Origin of the sequence: Mesorhizobium sp. M7A.F.Ca.US.014.04.1.1 (genome assembly GCF_003998745.1) — a bacterium.
Lineage (GTDB): Bacteria > Pseudomonadota > Alphaproteobacteria > Rhizobiales > Rhizobiaceae > Mesorhizobium > Mesorhizobium ciceri.
This window is the reverse complement of record NZ_RZRW01000520.1, coordinates 1-3,958: the sequence shown is the minus strand read 5'-3', so window position 1 is coordinate 3,958 and position 3,958 is coordinate 1. Positions and strand designations below refer to the sequence as shown.

The window sequence follows — 3,958 nt, the reverse complement described above, 5'->3', positions numbered from 1 at the left end:
CCTGGAGACCGTCCGCCACTCTCTGGCTACCGGCGAACCATACTCCATGAAGTATCGACTGCGCCGTGCGGACGGTCTCCAGGAGGCGTGCCGCATCTTCGGGATAGACGAGGGACTGTATGGCCGCCGCCTGCCGGCTCATCCCCGGCTTGTCCAGATCCGCCACACCGTCGAGACCGAAGAAGTCAAGCAAACGTCTGTTGAAGAAGGTCGGCTCGCCTTCAGGCGTCAGCCGTCTGATCTGGACTGGGACCATGTCGACGAGCTGAGAAAGTTCCCGCTCCCGACCGCGCAGCTCCGCCACGGTTTTCTTGTAGACATCGTTGTCGAGCGCGATTCCGTACCATCCCGTGATACGACCCTGGCTGTCGCGCGCGGGCCGCGCGGCGGTTCGGGCCCATACATAGGTGCCGTTTGCGCGCCGAAAGCGAAACTCGACATTGAAATGATCGCCGGTCCTCAGACAATGGCGCCAGGTAACCGCGATCTGCTCATAGTCGTCTGGATGAAGCAAACGCTTCCAGGCGGTGTACCCCTCGTTCAATGGAGCGTTCAGATCCTCCAGCGTCACCCCGAGGGAGCTCAGCGCGAACGGATGCAGGTAGATCCATCTACCCGCCGCATCGAACGCCCATCCGTTCCCGAATATGCTTTCAACGATTTTCGCCGATCGAATTGGCCCGGCATTGTTTTCAACCAAGAGATCCAGGTCCGCCCCGGAAAGCGGCTCCCCGTCTGTCACCAGATCATCAATGTCCACACTGACACTGTAGCCGGGCTCCGATCGGGTCTCGTTCCAGCGATAACTTCCGTCGGCCTGCAGTTGCCTGTGCCTCGTTACTTGGGGGACACCCGTCCAGAAGGCGCGGGCGACTGCGTGCGCCGCCGCTGTCCGGTCATCCGGATGGACCAGACTCAAAGAATGGAGAGCGTCGGAGGCGGCTCCCTTCTCAAGTGCCGCACTGATCACATCGGCGAATCGCTCTGTGGCTGCGGACGGCGCATCGCCTTCAATCAGTGTGCCATACCATGCAACGGCGTTACCTTCGCTATCGCACAGCGGCTGTCCGGAGCTTCGACTCCAACCGTAAGCACCGCTCGCGCGCAAAATGCGGTGCTCCACATTGTAGTGCTCACCTGTCTGCAGGCAGCGACGCCACTCGGCCACGGCTCGGTCATAGTCGTCTGGATGGATTAGCCGCTTCCAACCCGCGGAGCCATCTTCTGACGAAGTGTTGAACTCCTCCAGCGTCGTGCCGAGAAGCGATAGCGTGCTGGGAGTAACATAGCTGAATCTGCCGGCCGCGTCTGTCGCCCACCCATTGCCGACCACGCTTTCGATGAGCCGAGCCGCCCGCAACGCTTCCGCATCGGGATCGCCAAGCGAGTTGAACGCTGTCGTCATTGTCTTCTCCTACCGGACAATGAAAGGCGGAGACTGTCAGCGCCTTCTTTAACTCTCATCGTTGACCATCTGGGCTCGCGAATTGGTTCATCATCTTAACCGGACCACGCCGCAGCCGCACCTCATGGAAATCCATGAGATGTGAGTGACCTAACTTTCGGGGTGAGGCACCTAGACGTCCCGATTGAAGCTACAGCCCCTGAAACAAGGCCTGGTCGGCTCTCCGTATAGCACTTGCTCTCAGCAGCTGGGATCTGGGCTGACGAACCAAAACTCACCATAAGCAGCGCCGCGCCCCAGCGGCACCTCACGGAAATCCATGAACCGCAGCGCGACGCGGCCGCGACGACCCCGCGTGTTCATCCCCGTCTGGTCTGGTGGACGTGGCTCGCAAGATTCAAGTTGGACGCCATGACGATAAGGACATCTGTTCCAACGCATAGGAGGCTACCCAGTTCGGCTCCGCCGGAGGACTTTGCGACTGAACAATTGCTTGGCGCCAATCAGGCATGGCGCAGCAACCGCGAACAGCAACACGAGCGCGAAGAAAGCTTCGTCGAAAGAGATCGTGGAGGCTTGCCTTTCGAGAGAGCGCTGCAACAATGGGAAAGCGATCTTGGGCGCCGCTAGAATGTCGGCACCGTTCGAAGTGAGAATGTTCGCACTGGCCCTCAAGCGCTGGTCCAGGGCCGGATCGCCACGGACAAGGTGGGTGGACAACATCGTTCGGTTGAGAGCGTTCTGGTGATCGATATACGTTTGCAAGAGCGCCGTGCCCATCAGACCACCAGCCTGCTTCCCGAGATTGAACAGCCCTATTCCAAACGGCAGAATATCGGCAGCAAGTCCACGCAGCGTAACCAGCGTCAGTGCCACGAACAGAAGACCGAGACCTGATCCTCGCAGAAGCAGGGCCGGGGTCAGGTCGGGGGTGCCGCTACCGCTCGTCGAACCGGACAGGAGCCACATGGCTCCGGAGAAGAGCAGGACTCCAAACGGAACAAGGGCGATCGGGTGAACGCCGGCCTTTTCGATGAGGAGGCCGGAGAACAGAAGTCCCAGCGCCAGCATGGCTCCGCTGGGCAGCAGAAGCACTCCTGCGGCCGTGGCCGTAAAATCGAGAACGTTGAGGGCAAAAGCCGGGATGAGATAGGTGCTGCCCGATAGGGCAAAGCCCGCGACGAGGCTGACAAGAAAGCCAAAGCGAAAGTCCGGATCGGCGAAAGGCGCGACCGCCTGAAGTGAGCCTGAGCGGAACCGGGCCTCCCGGACAACCACAAGGCCGGCGGCCGCCACACCGATGGTCGAAAGGCCGGTGATCCCCATGTCGTCCGACCAGTTGAACCTGCTGCCCTGCAGCAGCACGTATGTCAAAAGCGCGGTACTGATGCCGAGCACAATGACCTCGACGACGGGGAGCGTGGTTGCCCGCCAGTATGTCCGATTGCCATCCGCCGCCAGAAGGACAAGGGCGGCGATGCCGAGCGGGACGTTGGCGAGGAATATCCAGTCCCAGGAGAAATGATCGACCAACCAGCCCTGCAGGGCCGGCGTAATCGTCGTTGGAGCCATTACGGCGCCGACGGCAAAAACTGCTTGGACAATCGGCTGATGTCGAGACGGGAACCGAAAAAACAGCAGCGTCTGGCCAGCTACGAGAATTGTGCCGCCAGCCAGCCCCTGGACGACGCGGAAAACACAAATCCAGACATGATCCACCGAGAGCGTCATTGCCGCGCAACCCAGCAGAAGCATCACGACCCCCGCGCGCAGGCAGGCGGTCGGCCTGGCGGCGGTGACAAGAAGCGGAGCGACAAGGAAAGCCGTCAGCTTGGCGGCGATGAATGCGATGTCGACCATCGCCAGTTCATCCGGCGTTGCGTAGATGTCGCCGAGCATGTCGATCCGGCCGATCGACAGTGCAGTGGATGCCACTGCGTCCATGAAGGCGGCCAATACAACACCAGTTGCTACTAGCCAGGCACACGGCAGGGTATCAGGATGGCGGAACGCTCTTTTTTCGGCTTCGGTGCGGTGCATCACTGTACCAGGCGTCCGTTGGCACTGTCGCCGGACCGCATTTCCAACGCCACCGCTGGAACGTCGCCCGCTCCCAGGGCGATGGCAACGCGGGCGGAGAGCCCCGGAACGAGGCGGCCAGGCAACGGGTTTCGTATCATCCTGATCTTCACCGGCACACGCTGGACAACGCGGATGAAGTTTCCGGTGGCATTGTCCGGCGCCAGCAGGCTGAACGCCGCGCCGCTGCCGGGAGCGAAGCTGTCGACAACACCGTCGATTTCTTGATCTGGATATTCGTCGACCGTGACGCGTACCCTTTGGCCAATCTTGACCAAGCTGAGCTGCGTTTCCTTGAAGTTGGCGACGATCCAGACATCGTCGACGGGAACGATATCCAAGGCCGCATTCCCTGGAGTGACATAACGGCCGACACGGATTTGCCGATTGCCGACGATCCCGTCGACCGGGGCTCTCACGACCGTGTTGTCGAGGTCGAGCATAGCCAGGTCGAGAGCGGCCTTCGCCTGTGAC

The 3,958-nt window shown here is 60.9% G+C and carries 3 protein-coding genes; all 3 read right to left on the bottom strand.

From position 1 onward, the window contains the following. On the bottom strand, nt 1–1,405 hold a 1,405-nt coding region (locus EOA22_RS26530; protein ID WP_245478691.1), incomplete at its 3' end, for a PAS domain-containing protein. 447 nt (nt 1,406–1,852) lie between these two features. After that, nucleotides 1,853–3,445, bottom strand: coding sequence for an MFS transporter (locus EOA22_RS26525; protein WP_082826772.1), 1,593 nt, complete (start codon nt 3,443–3,445; stop codon nt 1,853–1,855). After that, the coding region (locus tag EOA22_RS26520; protein WP_164755837.1) for an HlyD family secretion protein at nt 3,445–3,958 on the bottom strand (514 nt) is incomplete at its 5' end. The genes EOA22_RS26520 and EOA22_RS26525, both read right to left, overlap by 1 nt.